General features: G+C 67.3%; 15 protein-coding genes. 2 read left to right on the top strand and 13 right to left on the bottom strand.

The window, feature by feature from the left end; translation table 11 throughout:
• Positions 1 to 27: 27 nt before the first annotated feature.
• From AB4118_RS14940 to AB4118_RS14895, 10 genes are all read right to left on the bottom strand, one after another.
• Entirely contained in the window at positions 28 to 972 is a 945-nt protein-coding gene (locus tag AB4118_RS14940) for a 2-hydroxyacid dehydrogenase (RefSeq protein WP_441490451.1), read from the bottom strand.
• Positions 969 to 2,297 carry a thymidine phosphorylase gene (deoA, locus tag AB4118_RS14935; protein ID WP_441490450.1) on the bottom strand — a complete coding sequence of 443 codons (1,329 nt, stop codon included), beginning with the start codon at positions 2,295 to 2,297 and terminating at the stop codon, positions 969 to 971. Before deoA ends, AB4118_RS14940 begins: the two co-directional genes overlap by 4 nt.
• Positions 2,297 to 3,058 carry a deoxyribose-phosphate aldolase gene (deoC, locus tag AB4118_RS14930; protein WP_441490449.1) on the bottom strand — a complete coding sequence of 254 codons (762 nt, stop codon included), beginning with the start codon at positions 3,056 to 3,058 and terminating at the stop codon, positions 2,297 to 2,299. Before deoC ends, deoA begins: the two co-directional genes overlap by 1 nt.
• Positions 3,059 to 3,060: 2 nt before the next feature.
• On the bottom strand, positions 3,061 to 3,873 hold the full coding sequence (locus tag AB4118_RS14925; protein ID WP_441490448.1) for a purine-nucleoside phosphorylase: 813 nt from the start codon (positions 3,871 to 3,873) through the stop codon (positions 3,061 to 3,063).
• Positions 3,874 to 3,930: 57 nt separating this feature from the next.
• A complete protein-coding gene (locus tag AB4118_RS14920) occupies positions 3,931 to 4,344 on the bottom strand; it encodes a cytidine deaminase (RefSeq protein WP_441490447.1) in 414 nt (137 codons plus the stop codon).
• The gene (locus AB4118_RS14915) at positions 4,344 to 5,318 is read right to left on the bottom strand and encodes an ABC transporter permease (protein WP_441480867.1); all 975 of its coding nucleotides are present in this window, start codon (positions 5,316 to 5,318) and stop codon (positions 4,344 to 4,346) included. Before AB4118_RS14915 ends, AB4118_RS14920 begins: the two co-directional genes overlap by 1 nt.
• Before the next feature lie 2 nt (positions 5,319 to 5,320).
• Entirely contained in the window at positions 5,321 to 6,421 is a 1,101-nt protein-coding gene (locus AB4118_RS14910; RefSeq protein ID WP_441490446.1) for an ABC transporter permease, read from the bottom strand.
• Positions 6,418 to 7,944: an ABC transporter ATP-binding protein gene (locus AB4118_RS14905; RefSeq protein ID WP_441490445.1), complete on the bottom strand. Its 1,527-nt coding sequence runs from the start codon at positions 7,942 to 7,944 to the stop codon at positions 6,418 to 6,420. The genes AB4118_RS14910 and AB4118_RS14905 overlap by 4 nt, the downstream gene beginning before the upstream one ends.
• Complete coding sequence (locus AB4118_RS14900) at positions 7,941 to 8,678, bottom strand: MBL fold metallo-hydrolase (protein WP_441490444.1); 738 nt, start codon at positions 8,676 to 8,678, stop codon at positions 7,941 to 7,943. The genes AB4118_RS14905 and AB4118_RS14900 overlap by 4 nt, the downstream gene beginning before the upstream one ends.
• 61 nt (positions 8,679 to 8,739) lie before the next feature.
• Positions 8,740 to 9,741: a BMP family lipoprotein gene (locus AB4118_RS14895; protein ID WP_113518360.1), complete on the bottom strand. Its 1,002-nt coding sequence runs from the start codon at positions 9,739 to 9,741 to the stop codon at positions 8,740 to 8,742.
• A gap of 160 nt (positions 9,742 to 9,901) precedes the next feature.
• On the opposite strand from AB4118_RS14895, the gene AB4118_RS14890 reads away from it, so the two are divergent.
• Positions 9,902 to 10,690 (top strand): HesA/MoeB/ThiF family protein, encoded by a 789-nt coding sequence (locus AB4118_RS14890; protein ID WP_441490443.1) that lies wholly within the window; start codon positions 9,902 to 9,904, stop codon positions 10,688 to 10,690.
• A gap of 65 nt (positions 10,691 to 10,755) precedes the next feature.
• On the opposite strand, the gene gshB is transcribed toward AB4118_RS14890, so the two are convergent.
• From gshB to rsmI, 3 genes are all read right to left on the bottom strand, one after another.
• Complete coding sequence (gene gshB, locus AB4118_RS14885) at positions 10,756 to 11,706, bottom strand: glutathione synthase (RefSeq protein WP_441490442.1); 951 nt, start codon at positions 11,704 to 11,706, stop codon at positions 10,756 to 10,758.
• Positions 11,707 to 11,776: 70 nt separating this feature from the next.
• A complete protein-coding gene (locus AB4118_RS14880) occupies positions 11,777 to 12,157 on the bottom strand; it encodes a YraN family protein (protein ID WP_069877958.1) in 381 nt (126 codons plus the stop codon).
• The gene (gene rsmI / locus AB4118_RS14875) at positions 12,154 to 13,089 is read right to left on the bottom strand and encodes a 16S rRNA (cytidine(1402)-2'-O)-methyltransferase (RefSeq protein WP_441490441.1); all 936 of its coding nucleotides are present in this window, start codon (positions 13,087 to 13,089) and stop codon (positions 12,154 to 12,156) included. The genes AB4118_RS14880 and rsmI overlap by 4 nt, the downstream gene beginning before the upstream one ends.
• 194 nt (positions 13,090 to 13,283) lie before the next feature.
• On the opposite strand from rsmI, the gene AB4118_RS14870 reads away from it, so the two are divergent.
• Complete coding sequence (locus AB4118_RS14870; protein ID WP_441490440.1) at positions 13,284 to 14,495, top strand: penicillin-binding protein activator; 1,212 nt, start codon at positions 13,284 to 13,286, stop codon at positions 14,493 to 14,495.
• Positions 14,496 to 14,586 lie beyond the last annotated feature (91 nt).

The raw sequence follows: 14,586 nt of genomic DNA, 5'->3' as shown, positions 1-14,586 counted from the left end.
CGCTTGCGTGACGGAGCGGCAGGCCGCTCAGTAACCTCGGGCGGGATCGACGACATGCTCGAGCGCTTCGCCGGCCTGCAGCCGCCGGATTTGCGCCGCGATCAGGGTCGCGATCGCCTCCGGGTCTGACATCGCGGCATTATGCGGTGTCACGGTCACGGCCGGATGGCTCCAGAGCGGGGAATCGGCCGGCAATGGCTCAGTCTGGAACACGTCCAGTATCGCCCCCCTCAGTGTGCCGGTTTCGAGCGCGGACAGGATATCGGTCTCGACCTGCAGGCCGCCGCGACCGGCATTGATCAGGAATGGCCCGCCGAGCCGCCCGCCCTGCGCGAGACCGCCGAGCAGCTTTGCATTGATGACCCCGCGCGTATCCGGTGTCAGCGGCAGCAGACTGACCAGGATGTCGGTGCGAGCGAGGAACGCTGCCATGCCGTCTTCCCCGGCGAAGGTGACAAGCCCGTCGACGCTCTTCGGCGAACGGCTCCAGCCGGCGACGTCGAAGCCGAGGACCTGCAGTTTTCGCACCGCGTCGAGCCCAAGCTCGCCGAGCCCCATGACGCCGACACGCACCGAGCGGGCCGCCGGCTGGTTGCGATCGTCTTCCCAGGATTTGGCGAGTTGCTGACGGTCATAGCGGCGCTGCTGGCGCAGATGCATCAGGCAGTGCAGTACGATGTATTCGCTCATGCGCGTCGTCAGATCAGGATCGACCACGCGGGCGATCGGCACCGGCGGCAGGCGGCTATCGGCGAAGATGTGGTCAACGCCGGCGCCGAGCGAGAAGATCGCTGCGAGATTGGGCAGGCCCGCGAGGCTTCCCTCGGGATGCTTCCAGCTCGCGACGTAATGCACGGCGCGGCGGTCGAAGGGCTCGCCGAGCGTGACGACCGGGAGTTCCGGCAGCAGGGCGGCAAAACGCCCCCGCCAATCCTCGATATGCCAGCCGGTCATTGCCAGAAGCAGACTCATGATCCTGAAGTCTCCGTGATGCGTTGCGCGATCAGCGGACCGTGTCCGGCCGCGTCCTCGCCGAGTGTATAGGCTCGCCGCAGCCGGGCCTCGGCCGCGGTGAAGCTGGCCTCGTCGCGGGCATGGATGATTGCGAGCGGCCGTTCCGGCCCGACATCCTGGCCAAGCCCTGCCAGTTCGACGAGGCCGACAGCATGGTCGATCGCGTCCTGCGGCCGCGTCCTCCCACCGCCGAGCGCCACCACGGCAAGCCCGACGCCGCGCGTGTCGACGGTGCGCACGGCTCCGCTCGAGGCCGGATAGGCCGCCCGGATGACCGCGGCGGGCGCGAGATGCTTTGTCGGCTTCTCCAGCAGGTCGGCCGGGCCACCAAGCGCGACGACCATTTCGGCGAAGCGCTCCGCGGCGGCGCCGCTGCTGAAAGCTGCCTCGATCTTCGCCCGGGCTTCGTCGAGGTTATGCGCAAGCTTGCCGAGCAGCAGCATCTCGGCGGCCAGTGCCACGGTCACTTCGTGGAAGCGCGGTTCGCGCCGGCGTCCCGTCAGGTGGTCGAGAGCATAGGCGACTTCGAGCGTGTTGCCGGCCGCCGACGCGAGCGGCTCGGCCATGTCGGTCATCAGCGCGGTTGTCGGCAGGCCGGCGCCATTGGCGACGCCGACGAGCGCCTCTGCGAGGTCATGCGCCTTGTTGAAGTCGGGCAGGAAGGCGCCGGAGCCGAATTTCACGTCCATGGCCAGGCCGTGCAGGCCTGCGGCGAGCTTCTTCGACAGGATCGAGGACACCAGCAGCGGGATCGTCTCGACCGTCGCGGTCACGTCGCGGATGGCATAGAGGCGCTTGTCGGCGGGGGCGAGATCGGCGGTCTGGCCGATGATGGCGCAGCCGGTTTCGCGCACCACCTTGCGGAACAGCGCGATATCCGGTTGCGTCACATATCCCGGCACGGCATCGAGCTTGTCGAGCGTGCCGCCGGTATGGCCGAGGCCACGTCCCGAAATCATCGGCACATAGCCACCGCAGGCCGCGACGACCGCGGCCAGAGGCAGGCTGACCGTGTCGCCGACGCCGCCGGTCGAGTGTTTGTCGAGTGCGGGGCCGGGCAGGTCGTCCCAGTTCAGGACCGTGCCGGAATCGCGCATGGCGAGCGTCAGGGCAACGCGTTCCTCGGCGTTCATGTCGCGGAAGAATACGGCCATGGCAAATGCGGCGGCCTGGCCCTCGCTGACGGAACCGTCGGTCAGCCCGGCGACGATCTGGCGGATATCCTCGCCGGGAAGCGTGCCGCCATCGCGCTTGGCGGCAATGATCTCCTGAGGCAGTCGCATCAATAGGCCCCGTCGATCCGTTCGCCGGCGGTCTTGCCCTCGATGATGTCGACGAGGACCTGGTGCAGGCCGCTGGCGCCGATGCGGAAGGTGGAGGGCTTCGCCCAATCTGGTCCCATCGCCTTGTCGGCCAGCGCAAGATAGGCGTTTGCGTCGGGAAGCGTCTTGATGCCGCCTGAGGGCTTGATGCCGACCGGTCGTCCGGCTGCCTTGATGACGGCCAGCATGGTCTCGACCGCCGGCAGGCTGGCGGAATGGGCGGTCTTGCCGGTCGAGGTCTTGATGAAGTCGGCCCCGGCCGAAATCGCGAGCATTGAGGCTCGCTTCACCGCGTCGAGATCAGGGTATTCGCCGGTTTCAAGGATGACCTTCAGCAGCCTGTCGCCACACTGGTCCTTGGCGCTCGCAACCATCTCGCGGGCAATGTCGCTGTCGCCATCGAGGAAGGCGCGCCAGGGCAGGACGAGGTCGATCTCATCGGCGCCGTCCCCCAGTGCTTCCGCGACATCTCCGGCAACCAGCGTGCAGTTGCTGCCCCCGGCCGGGAAATTGACCACGGTCGCGATCTTCACGGTCGAATGGCGCAGCGCCTTGCGCGCAATCTCGACGAAGCGCGGCCAGATGCAGACGGCGGCAACGGGGCCAGGCGCAGCGACGGCGCGCGCGCAAAGTTGCAGGGTGCCGGCCTCGCTCGCCTGGTCCGAGAGATCGGTCAGGTCGAGGAGACTCAGTGCACGGGCCGCGGCTTCAAGATCGGCCATCTCTAGAGCTCCGCCAGGAAAGAGCGGAACAGGCGGCGCAGGCCCGTCGACGCGGCCGCCGCAACGTCACGGGTCTCCCCGTGGCTCGGCGCGCCGCCAAGAATACCCGCGCCCATATTGGTGATCACCGAGATACCGGCGACGCGAACGCCATGCCGGCGCGCGATGATGACCTCCGGCACGGTCGACATGCCGACGAGATCGGCGCCGAGCATCTTCGCCATCCTGATCTCGGCTGGCGTCTCGAAGCTCGGCCCCGAGAACCACATATAGACGCCTTCGCCCATATTGACCCCTGAAGCGGCCGCCGCCTTCTTCAGGCGTGCCCGCAGATGCGGATCATAGGCATCGACCATCGGCACGAAACGCCCATCGCCGGTATCGCCGATCAGCGGGTTCGGCGCGTTGAGATTGATGTGGTCGGTAATCAGGGCGAGGCCGCCGGGCCGCAGGTCCGGCTTCAGCGAGCCCGATGCATTGGTCAGGACCAGTGGCGGCGAGCCGAAGGCTGTCAGCATGCCGATCGGCACGCGCATCACCGCAGGATCTCCGGTTTCGTAGAAATGCGCCCGCCCCTGGAAGATCAGGACGCGCTTGCCGTGCAGCGTGCCATAGCAGACGGCGCGGGCATGGCCCGAGACATGGCCCTGCGGGAATCCCGGGATCTCCGCGAACGGAATGACGACCGGGTCGACCACATCGTCGACGATGCGGCCGAGCCCGGTGCCGAGTACGAAGGCGCAGTCGATCCCACCGTCGACGCCGCGGTCGATCAGCGTTGCCGCTGCCTTGTCGAAACTCGGGTCAGCCGCCATTCCAATGCCTCGGTATCGGGGTCGGCCTGCGCACGGATGCGCGCGGGCCTGCGCAAATCAGGTGCGCAAATTGGCCGGTCCGAACGAGGCTGGCAACAGCTCCGCGAGCGAAAACCGGGCACGCACGCCATCGGGGCCCGCAATCGCGATGGGTGTTTCCGGGGCAGCGAACTCGCGAATGCGCTGACGGCAGGCACCGCACGGGGTGACCAGCTCCTCGCCGTCGCCAAGGACCAGAACGGCATGGATCGCCCGTCCGCCCGCCGCGATCATCGCGGAGATGGCGCCGGCCTCGGCGCAGAGCCCGACGGGATAGGAGGCGTTCTCGACATTGCAGCCGGAATGGATCGCGCCGTTGTCATCGAGGATGGCGGCGCCGACCCGGAATGCGGAATAGGGCGCATAGGCCCGGATCTGCGCGCGCCTGGCCGTGGCGAAGAGGGCGTCGAAATTGGGCGCAGACTCGCTCATCAACGCTCCTTCACATAGGGCAGGCCGGAGGCCTTCGGTGGCACGGCCTTGCCGATGAAACCAGCAAGCAGGATGACGGTGAGAAGATAGGGCAGGGCCTGGATCGCCTGGACGGGAACCTGTCCGATACCAGGAAGCAGCACGCCCTGCAGCCGGATCGCGATGGCATCGAGCAGCCCGAAGAGCAGGCAGGCCCCCAGCGCCGGCCAGGGACGCCAATTCGCAAAGATCACGGCGGCGAGCGCGATGAAGCCCTTTCCCGCCGTCATTTGCGGCAGGAAACCGGCCGATTGCGAAACGGCGAGATAGGTGCCGCCCAGCCCACAAAGCACGCCGCAGATCACCACCGCGCCATAGCGCAGCCCGGCGACCGAGATGCCGGCGGTATCGACGGCTGCCGGGTTCTCGCCGACGGCGCGCAGCCGCAGGCCGAAGCGTGTGCGCTTCAGCACGAAGGCGGTGATCGGAACCGCGAGGATGGCGAGATAGACCGGTGCCCCATGGCCGGAAATAACCTCGTCGTAGAGAAGGCCGAGGACGGGGACGTGTTCGCGCATGGCCCTGGCGAAGGGAAGGGTGAGATCGCCGAAGCGCGCTGCCCCTTCGAGCGGCGGGGTCCGTCCTCCCTGTCCATACCAGGCATTGCCGAGCACCACGGTGACGCCCGCCGCCAGCATGTTGATGGCGACGCCGGAGACGATCTGGTTGCCGCGCCAGGTGATCGCTGCGAAGCCGTGGACGAGCGAGAGCAGGACCGAGGCCAGGATGCCGGCGCCGAGCCCCGCCCAGGCGGAGCCGGTCACGAAGGCTGCGACGGCCGAAGCGAAGGCCGCGACCAGCATCTTCCCTTCCAGCCCGATATCGACGACGCCGGAGCGTTCGGACCATAGCCCGGCGAGTGCCGCGCAGAGCAGCGGAATCGACAGTCGGATCGTGGAATCGAGGATGACGGCGATGGTCGTGAGCCAGTCCATGGCTAGGCCACCCGGCCGAGTCGGAGGGCGTTGGCGACGAGCTTGCGAAAGAGCCCGTCGAGCGCCCCGGCAAAGAGAATGACCACGCCGCCGATCACGACGACCATGTCCCGCGTAATGGTCGGCTTGTCGAAGGAGAGTTCCGCTCCGCCCTGATAGAGCACGCCGAACAGGAAGGCTGAGAGCGCGACGCCGATCGGGTGGCCGCGCCCCATCAACCCGACGGCGATGCCGACGAAACCGTAGCCGGCCGTGAAATCGATCAGGAGGCGGTGCTGCACGCCCATCGCCTCGTTGACCGCGAGCCCGCCAGCCAGGGCGCCGGAGAGCGCCATCGCGACCATGGTCATCCGGGCGGGCGAAATGCCGGCATAGGCGGCAGCGCGTGGATTGGCGCCCACGGTGCGGATCGCGTAACCGAGGCGCGAGCGATAGATCAGTGCCCAGATTGCGACGAGCGCGGCGAGCGCGAGCAGGAAAGCGGTGTTGAGCGGGGTCGCCGGCAGCTTGATCCCGAGCGGCGCGAGCAACTGGTGCATCGGCGTCAACACGGCGTGCCCGGCGAATTCCGGGGTTTCGGCCTGCATCGAACCAGGTTTCCCCATCACGTTGACGAGCAGATAGACGCTCAGCGTCGCCGCCAGGAAATTGAACATGATCGTGGTGATGACGACGTGGCTGCCGCGCGTCGCCTGCAGCCAGCCGGGGATGAAACCATAGAGCGCGCCTCCTGCCGCTCCCGCCAGGATGGCGAGCGGCACGAGCAGGATGCCGGGCAGCGGCGCGAGCCAGAGGCAAGCCAGCGCGAGGAAGATGCCGGCGACGGTCGCCTGGCCCTCGCCGCCGATGTTGAACAGCCCGGCATGGAAGGCGACGGCGACGGCGAGGCCCGTGAAGATGAAATTCGTGGTGTAGTAGAGCGTGAAACCCAAGCCCTCGATGCTGCCGAGGGCACCCTTGAGAAGCAGGGCCGTGGCTTCCAAGGGGCTCTCGCCGATGCCGAGCACCACCAGTCCGGCGACAAGGAGCGCCGCAGTGACGCTGACCAGCGGAACCAGCCCGGCATCGGCCCAGCGGGGCAGGTCGATCGGCGTGGCGCTCATGCGGCTTCCTGGTTCACACCGGCCATCAGCAGGCCGAGATCGCGCTCATTGGTGGCCTCGGCCGCTCGCTCGCCGGTGACCCGGCCGCCGCACATGGCCAGGATCCTGTCGGACAACGCCATCACCTCCTCGAGCTCGACCGAAACAAGCAGGATCGCCACTCCGGCATCGCGCAGCGCAATCAGGCGGCGATGGATGAACTCGATCGCACCGATATCGACGCCGCGTGTCGGCTGGCCGACGAGCAGGACCTTTGGTGCGCGCTCGATCTCGCGGGCCAGCACGATCTTCTGCTGATTGCCGCCCGAGAATTTCGCGGCCTTCAGGGACGGGTCTGCCGGGCGCACATCATAGGCCGTCATGCCGGCAAACGCGTGCGCTGCAATCCTGGTCGGCGAGAGGAAGGGGCCTGGTCCGAAGGCCGGGTCGTCCTGGTAGCCGAGGATGCTGTTCTCGGCCGCGGGAAAGGCGGTGACCAGTCCCATCCTGTGGCGGTCCTCGGGAATATGCATCACCCCGAGTTCGCGCAGATTGGCGGGCGTGCGGTCGCCGGCGTTGAGGATCTCGCCGTCGAGCCGGATGACGCCGCGCGAGGGCTGGAGCAGGCCGGCAAGCACCTCGAGCAATTCGCTCTGGCCATTGCCGGCGACGCCGGCGATGCCGACGATCTCGCCGGCATGCAGCGTCAGGCTGACATCGCTGAGCTTCTCGCAACCACGCTCGTCATAGAAACCGAGGCCGGCAGCCTCCAGAACGGGGGCCCCGCGCGGATGCTCCGTCTTCTCCACCCGCAGCAGCACGCGCCGTCCGACCATCGCTTCGGCAAGCTCGGGAGGCGAGGTCCGGGCGGTTTCGACATGCGCGATCATCTCACCCCGACGCATCACCGAGACGGTGTCGGTCACATCCATGACCTCGCGCAGTTTGTGGGTGATCAGGATCACCGTCTTGCCCTGCGCCTTCAGTGATCGCAGCAGCGCAAAGAGCTGGTCGGCTTCCGATGGGGTCAGCACGGCGGTGGGTTCGTCGAGGATCAGGATCTCGGCGCCGCGATAGAGCGCCTTCAGGATTTCGACGCGCTGCTGAAAGCCGACGGAGAGATCGCCGACGATGGCGTCCGGGTCGATGGCGAGGCCATAATCCCGGGAGAGGCGCGCAAGCTCGGCCCGTGCCCTGGCGATGCCGCCCTTGAGCAGCTTGCCGCCCTCCGCGCCGAGCACGACGTTCTCGACGACGCTGAGTGGTTCGACCAGCATGAAATGCTGATGGACCATGCCGATGCCGGCCGTGATCGCGTCCGCCGGTCTGCGAATACGCAAGGGCTGGCCTGCGACCCTGATCTCGCCGGAATCGGCCTCATAGAAACCGTAGAGGATCGACATCAGCGTCGATTTGCCGGCTCCGTTTTCGCCGACGATGCCGTGGATTGAGCCGGCGGCGATGGAAAGCGAGACGTCCTTGTTGGCCAGGACCGGGCCGAAGCGCTTGCTGATCGCGATCAGTTCGATGGCGGGAACGCTCATGGCACGATCACCATGCCGTCATGGGCCCGCTCTTCCGGCAACGGGCCGTCATGGGCGAGCATGCCCGGCCCCATATGGGTCAGCACGATGCGCGGGGTCGCGAGATCGCCGCGCCGTGCCGCGAGTGTCTTGTAGTCGAGATGGTTGGCCAGCGGCCGGTCGTAATTGTAGCACTCGACAAGCAGCACATCGGCTCCGGCGGCCAAGGAGATCAGCTCATCGCTCCAGGCCGTATCGCCGGAAAAGGCAAAGACCTTGCCGTCGCGTGCCAGTCGATAGCCCTGGCAAGGGCCGGCGCGCTCGTCATGCACCATCGGGAAGGCGGTGATCGCGAGCCCGGCCAACATCGCCGGTGCTTCCGGCGTCACCTCGACGAAACGGATCGGGAAGCGCCAGGGATTGGCCGAGGCGCCGGGGAAATCGGCCTCCAGCGCATGCCACGCTCGGTGTTCGATTCCGGCCGGCCCTGCGATGGTCAGGGGCTCGTTCCGGCGCGAGACGAATTGCGCATCGAGCAGAAAGGCCGGCAGCGCGCCGAAATGGTCGCCGTGGAAATGCGTGAACAGCAGGCTCGAGATCGGATTGCGGGCGACGTCCGCCTTGTTCAGCGCGACCATGCTCGACGAGCCGCAGTCGAGCAACATGCGCTCGCCGACGGCCTCGACGAGCAGGCAGGTGTTGAAACGCCCGCCCGATCCGAAGGCGTCGCCGGAGCCAAGAATGGTGATCTTCATCCGGATGCGGCCCCGAAGCGCCGCCCTCCCCGAGAAGGAGAGGGCGGCATGCGCCCGTTCCTCACATCGTGCACTTAGAGTCCGACATATAGTCGTGCACCTTCACCGTGCCGGCGATGATGTCATCGCGCGCCTTGTCGGCGGCGGCTTTCATCTCGGGCGTGATCAAGGCCCGGTTGGCATCGTCGAGCGCCCAGGCGACGCCGTCCTCCTTCAGCCCGAGCACGGAGATGCCCGGCTTCCAGCTGCCTTCGCGGGCCGCCTTGAAGGAGGCGTAGGTCGCGACATCGACGCGCTTCAGCATCGAGGTCAGCACCTTGCCCGGCTGCAGGGCGTTCTGGTTGGAATCGACGCCGATGCCGAGCTTGCCGGCATCCGCCGCCGCGCGCAGCACGCCGATGCCGGTGCCGCCGGCTGCGTGGTAGATCACGTCGGCGCCGCGGTCGATCTGCGACTTGGCAAGCTCGCCGCCCTTCACCGGGTCGTTCCAGGCGGAGGGCGTCGAGCCCGTCATGTTCTGGAAGACCTCGCCATCCTTCTTCGCCGCCTTGACGCCCTGGACATAGCCGCAGGCGAATTTCCGGATCAGCGGGATATCCATGCCGCCGACGAACCCGACCTTGCCGCTCTTGGATGCCATCCCGGCGAGCAGGCCGACGAGATAGGAGCCCTCATGCTCCTTGAACACGACCGACTGTACGTTCGGCAGGTCGACAACCATGTCGATGATCGTGAATTTCAGGTCGGGGAATTCGGCTGCCACCTTTTGCAGGGCGGTCGCCTGGCTGAAGCCGACCGCGATGATCGGGGAATGGCCGTCGCGTGCGAAGCGCCGCAGGGCCTGCTCGATCTGCGCCTCGTTGGTCGGCTCGAAATCGCGGAACTCGACACCGGTTTCCTTCTTGAATTTCTCGGCGCCGATGAAGGCGGCTTCGTTGAAGGATTTGTCGAATTTGCCGCCCTTGTCATAAACGACCGCCGGCTTGATTGCGGTTTGCGCCATGGCGGCGAGAGCCGAAAAGGCGACGCCCGCTAGCGCCAGCGCAAGAGATCTGACCCGCATATGTGCTTCCCCTGTGAACGCGCGGCGCGGTTTCTCCGCCCCTGCCTGTGCGCACGATGGCACGGCTTCCTCGCCCGGCCAAGCCGGGCTGCAGGCCATTTCCCTTGGCCCCGCCAACGCCACGATTGCCCAATCCAGCGGTTCGGCTTAACTCTGATGCATGAGCCTGCACGGTGACGAGATCGAACGCTATGCGCGCCATCTGGTGCTGCCGGAGATCGGCGGTCCGGGGCAGGCCAAACTCAAATCCACCAGCGTACTCGTGATCGGCGCGGGCGGGCTTGGCGCGCCGCTGATCCAGTATCTTGCCGCCGCGGGTGTCGGCATGATCGGTATCGTCGACGCCGATCATGTCTCGCTTTCCAACCTGCAGCGCCAGACCATCTTCAGCACTGCCGACCTCGGCGCGAACAAGGCGGTTGCGGCTGCCGGCTTCATCAAGCGGCTCAACCCGCATGTCGCGGTCGAGGAGCATGTCACCCGCATCGACCCGCACAACGCCCGCGCCATGGTTGCCTTCTACGACGTGATCGCCGACGGCACCGACAATTTCGAGACGCGTTACGCCGTCGCCGATGCCTGCTTCTACGAGAAGAAGCCGCTGGTCACCGCGGCCCTTGGCCGCTTCGATGGGTCGCTGACCACGCTGCGCCCGCATGAGAAGCGGCCGGACGGGCGGCCGAACCCGACTTATCGCTGCCTCTTTCCCAATCCGCCGCCGCCTGGCACGGTCGCACCCTGTGCCGAAGCCGGTGTGCTTGGCGCGCTCGCCGGCGTGATGGGCTCGCTGATGGCGCTGGAGGTGATTCGCGCAATCACCGGCTTCGGGGAGCCGCTGGTCGGCAAGCTCCTGCTCGTCGACGCGATGACGATGCGCTTCGATACGATGCGCTACGACTGGGATGCCGCCAATCCGTTGAACGGGACGGCGGTCGCCAGGTGCGCCTGAGCCTTCAGCCCCGATGCTGCGCTGTCGGCCGGGACAGGCCGGAGCCTGACGGTGCGGTGGGGGCCCTAGCCTCGGCTGCTCACCTTCGCCTCGATCGCGTCCCAGACCTGGGCGGCGATATCCGGCCCGCCCAGCTTCTTGACGGCGCGCACGCCCGTCGGCGCCGTGACGTTGATCTCGGTGAGATTGCCGCCGATCACGTCGATGCCCACCAGGATCAGGCCTCGCTCGCGCAGCGTCGGGCCAATCGCCTCGCAGATCTCGAGCTCGCGCTTGGAGAGGTCGGTCGGTGCGGCGGCGCCGCCGCGCACCATGTTGGCGCGCAGGTCACCGTCGGCCGGCACCCGGTTGACCGCGCCTGCCGCCTTGCCGTCCACCAGCAGGATGCGTTTGTCGCCGGCGCTGACCTCCTTCATGAAGCGCTGGACCACCCAGGCCTCCTTGAAGATCCCGGAGAAGAGATCGAACAGCGAGCCGAAATTGGGGTCGCCCTTCCCGGTCTTGAACACCGTCGCGCCGCCATGGCCGTAAAGCGGCTTCATCACGATCTCGCCGAACTCCTCGCGAAAGGCCTCGATCTCGGCCCTGTCGCGGGTGATCAGGGTCGGCGGCATCAGTTCGGGGAAATGTGTGACCAGGATTTTCTCGGGCGCGTTGCGCACTTGCGCGGGATCGTTGACGACCAGTGTCTTCGGATGGATGCGCTCCAGCATGTGCGTGGAGGTGATATAGGCCATGTCGAAGGGCGGATCCTGCCGGAGCAGCACGACATCGAGCGTCGAGAGATCGGTGCGCTCCTCGGCGCCGAGGGTGAAATGATCGCCATCGATATCGCGGACCTCGACCGGCCGGATCGGCGCGGTGACCTTGCCGTCCCGCAGAGAGAGCTTGTCGGGCGTGTAGGTGTAGAGGCTGTGTCCGCGCCGCTGCGCCTCCAGCATCAGGGCGAAGCCGGTATCGCCGGCGATCCTGACGCGTTCGATGGGGTCCATCTGGATGGCGACGGCAAGGGTCATGGGCAAGGTTCCTGTTGCGCGGCCTCATATCGGCCCAGGCCCCATGCCTGTGCAAGGGGCAGGCTGCGCGTCACAGGATCAGCTCGAAGGCGCCGGGCACATGGCGCGGCCGACGCCAGGGCGCGACGAAGACGGCATCGGCTCGCAAATGATGGTCCATCGCCCAGGCATTGCGCGAGAGCCATTGCCGGATGCGGGCCTCGATCAGCCGGCGTTTCTCCGGAGTGATCGCGGTCAGCGCATCGTCGAGCAGGCCCCGGGCCTTGACCTCGACGAAGGCGATGGTGCGTCCGCGCTTCACGATGAGGTCGATCTCGCCGCCCTTGCCGCCGAAGCGCCGGGCGAGGGGCCGGTAACCCTTCGCGGCAAGCCAGAGGATCGCCAGCAACTCGCCGCGCTGGCCGGTCGTTCCGGCTCGTCTGGCCTTCTGGCTGCGAGCCCTGGCTCTCAAGGCTCGCGGGTCAGTTCGAGGGCGCGCGCATAAATCTTGCGGCGCGGCTGCCCCGTCTCGGCGGCGACCTGCGCGACCGCCTCCTTGAGCGAGAGCCGCGCCATGGCCTCGCGCAGGCGCTCATCGATGACATCTCCCGCTGGAAGCAGAGCCTCGGCTCCGGGTGGACCGATGATCACGACGATCTCGCCGCGTGCTTCTTCCTCCTCGCCATAATGGGCGGCGAGTTCAGCAAGCGTCCCGCGTTGTACGGTTTCGTGGTACTTGGTCAGTTCGCGGGCGACCGCTGCCGGCCTTGCGCCCAGCACTGCGCCGGCATCGGCGAGCATCTCGGCGAGGCGGCGCGGTGATTCGAAGAAGACGAGGGTGCCTGGAATGACCGCCAGCTCGGTCAGCCGCCCGCGCCGCGCGGCCGATTTCGGCGGCAGGAAACCTTCGAAGAAGAACCGGTCTGTCGGCAGGCCGGCAAGCACCAGCGCCGCCAGAACGGCCGAGGGGCCCGGAATGCCGGTGACCGGCAGGCCTTCGGCGACGACATCGGCGACCAGCTTGTAGCCGGGGTCCGACACCAGCGGCGTGCCCGCGTCGGAGATCAGGGCAAGCCGCCCGCCCTCCCGCAGCTTGGCCAGGATCTTCGGCCGCATCTGCGCGGCATTGTGCTCGTGATAGGGCAGGAGCGGTGTCGAGATTCCGTAATGTGCCAGCAGCGTCTTGCTGGTGCGCGTGTCCTCGGCGAGCACGGCATCGGCGGCGGCAAGCGTCGCCAGGGCGCGAAACGAGATGTCGCGCAGATTGCCGATCGGGGTTGCGACGATGTGCAGGCCGGGCGCCAGCGTCTCCGCTTCGGCGCGGAGCCCGAAGGCCGTGTAGCTGGGGGCGCGCTGCGATGCACGCGGGGCAGAGGCAGGCGGGGCGGAGGACGGAGCGGACATGTCCGCAAGCTGCCACAGCCGCGGTCCTTATGCCACGGCCGCATGCAGCTGCGCCTCGTTTCAAATGCGGCAAGACAGAGTTAACAACTTGAAAATACCATGTCGCACTGGCAGGAGTTCTCCACGGTCGGGGGACTGCAAGCTGGATACGGTCGCAATGACCGCGTTCCCCGTTCTCGACTGGAGATGATCCCGTGCTGCTCCAACGGCTCCCCCTTCCGGTCTCGAGGTTCCGTCTGGCGGCTCTGGCCCTCGGTGTTTCGCTTGGGCTCGCGGCCTGCAGCGGCGGCACGTCCGGTCTGCCAGGTTTTGACGGCGGTTCCGCGGCCCCGGGCGGCGAGGCTCAGGCGCCCACCGGCCAGACCATCGGTACCGGCCAGGTCAAGGTCGGCCTCGTGCTTCCCCTGACTGCGGAAGGGCAGGGCGCGGTCGTCGGCAACTCCCTGAAGAACGCTGCCGAGATGGCGCTCGCCGAATTCCCGGGCGCCGACCTCACGCTGCTGGTCAAGGATGATCGCGGGTCGCCGGAAGGCGCTCAGGCCGCGGCCCAGGAAGCGCTGCGTGAAGGTGCTGAACTGATCATCGGGCCGCTCTTTGCACCCTCGGTGCAGGCTGCCGCTCAAGTGGCGCGCGGCGCCAACCGCCCGATCATGGCTTTCTCCAGCGATAGCAATGTCGCTTCGCGCGGCGTCTATCTGCTCTCCTTCCCGCCCGAGAACGACGTCAATCGCGTGATCGCCTACGCCTCTTCGCAGGGGCGCAAGTCCTTTGCCGCGCTGGTTCCGGATACCGCCTATGGCCGGGTCGTCGAGGCCGCGTTCCAGCAGGCCGTCGCCAATCGCGGGGCGCGGGCGGTCATCATCGAGCGTTTCGGCTCCGACCAGAACAGCATGCGCACCGCTGTCCAGCGCCTCGTGCCGGCCTTGCAGCAGGCGGACGCGCTCTTCGTCCCGGCCGCAGCCGACACCATGCCGGCGCTGGGACTGGCACTTCAGCAAGCCGGGTTCGATCCGGCCAAGGTGAAGCCTCTCGGCACCGGTGTCTGGAACGATGCCAGCGTCGCGCGCGTTCCGGCGATCCAGGGAGGCTGGTTCGCATCGCCCGACACAGCCGGTTTCAATGCCTTTGCGGGCCGTTATCAGCAGCGCTTCAACGGCGCGCCGACCCGCACCGCGACTCTGGCCTATGATGCGGTCTCGCTGGCAGCGGCGTTGGCGCGGACGCAGGGAAGCCAGCGTTTCTCCGAGTCGGTTCTGACCAACCCGCAGGGCTTTGCCGGTGCGGACGGCGTCTTCCGTTTCCGCCCGGATGGGCAGATTGAGCGCGGGCTTGCGGTTCTCGAACTGCGCAACGGCCAGATCGTGACGGTCAATGCCGCGCCGCGAGACCTTGGGCCGAGGACGTAACAGGGCCCCCGCGCGCGGTTTCCGGGCGCTGCGACGCGCAGATCCTCGGTTCCAGAAACAGAATGATGCCCGGCGCGAGGCCGGGCATGGG

It is taken from the genome of Allobosea sp. 2RAB26 (genome assembly GCF_052115465.1).
Lineage (GTDB): Bacteria > Pseudomonadota > Alphaproteobacteria > Rhizobiales > Beijerinckiaceae > Allobosea.
The sequence above is the reverse complement of the archived record's forward strand: the minus strand, read 5'-3'. Positions and strand labels throughout refer to the sequence as shown.